This is a genomic window from Pseudomonas cedrina subsp. cedrina (genome assembly GCF_001983175.1).
GTDB classification, from domain to species: Bacteria; Pseudomonadota; Gammaproteobacteria; order Pseudomonadales; family Pseudomonadaceae; genus Aquipseudomonas; species Aquipseudomonas cedrina.
The window spans coordinates 1-1,391 of sequence record NZ_MNPW01000045.1 but is presented as its reverse complement, the minus strand read 5'-3'; the positions used below and the strand labels follow the sequence as shown (position 1 = coordinate 1,391).

At 54.2% G+C, this 1,391-nt stretch carries 1 protein-coding gene; it reads right to left on the bottom strand.

The window, feature by feature from the left end; all coding sequences use genetic code 11:
- Nucleotides 1–213: 213 nt before the first annotated feature.
- Nucleotides 214–1,041 carry an alpha/beta hydrolase gene (locus tag BLL36_RS29930; protein WP_083735366.1) on the bottom strand — a complete coding sequence of 276 codons (828 nt, stop codon included), beginning with the start codon at nt 1,039–1,041 and terminating at the stop codon, nt 214–216.
- Nucleotides 1,042–1,391: the final 350 nt, after the last annotated feature.

Genomic DNA, 1,391 nt, shown 5'->3' with positions numbered 1-1,391 from the left:
CGAGCGCCGATAGGCCGTGTCCAGACCACCGACGTTGACGAACCTGGGTACCGTCCAGTACTTCCAGTTTCTTCCTTCGAAATGTGCGTCGGTCATTTTTTATCCTTATTGCAGATACCGGGACAGGCTTGCCAGTAGCGTCAAACGTAAGCGCCTTGCTACCGGCAATGTCCAAATGTGAGTGTCATGGCCATGCGTATAAGGCAGGTCTATCTACGCAAGATGCTCATCGAAAAAAGCCTTCACAACAGCAATGAAGGTAGGTCGGTCGAAGACTGGATCCTCATGACCAGCACCGCCTGCAATGTAGAGACTTGACGTTACGCTTGCCTGTACCAGGGCGTCGTGCATCCGAACACTCTGACTGGGTTCGATGACGCGATCACGGTCGCCAGTGACTAACAACATTGCACTGGCATTAGCGCTGATCATACTGACGGGATTGAGCGAGAGGTGAAGCTCGTTACTCCGGTCGAATTTTTCCCCAAGAAGCCCTTCTACTGCAGAGGGCCCCATGACCTCCTCCTCCATTGGACTGGCCGCATCCATTGCTGCCAAGTCGAAAGAAGCGAACCAGACCGCGGCAGCATCAACAGCCGGCATGCGTCCTGCGAGTGGATTGCCGAGCGCCAGCAGAGCGGCCAGATAACCTCCGGCTGAAGCACCCCACGCACCGACAGTTGAGGCATCAACACCATATTCATTCTTCGCGTTCAATTTCAGCCAAGCCACGGCATCCCGACCATCCTCCAGCGCGGCAGGGAGAAGAGCTTCTTGAATAAACCGATATTCGACAGTCGCTACGGTATATCCCATTGCCGCCAGTATCGAAGCACGAGTGTCTTCATAATCACCCCTGGCACCGACCTCGAGGCCTCCGCCATGGAAGTAAACAACGACGCCCCGGCGGCGGATGGACTCATCTGGCAAATGAAGATCCAAGTGGAGGTTCCGTCCTCCGATGCTCTTGTAAGGAACATTGCGAATGACCTGATGCATCGCTTTTATCATCATGTTGTAGCCCGCTTCGGGAATTTTCATTTATGTGAAGCCCCCAATAAATGTGCTTTTCGGGAACGGCCGTCACATCGTTTAATGGGTAAGAGAACAGATGAGGATCCGGAGGTCTATCACCTATTTCGGGTACGGATATGGTGTTTTGTATCGCTCAAGGCGATAGCGGCAGACCTGAACTTACTTTTGAACACCATTAGAATTCCTGGTGCAGCAGCACGCATCGAACATATAAATGCGCGCCACCCCACCCGTCACCTCATCATTGCGGACGCGCCGACGGACGTGGAATCCCCAGGTCCTCACGAAAGCTCGTCCCCTGGTAGTCCTGGCGGAACACACCGCGACGCTGCAACTCAGGCACCACCTCATCGACC

Excerpts from the sequence above, each read along its gene's own strand:
- BLL36_RS29930 (WP_083735366.1), bottom strand. The coding sequence starts at position 1,041 with ATGAAAATTCCCGAAGCGGGCTACAACATGATGATAAAAGCGATGCAT.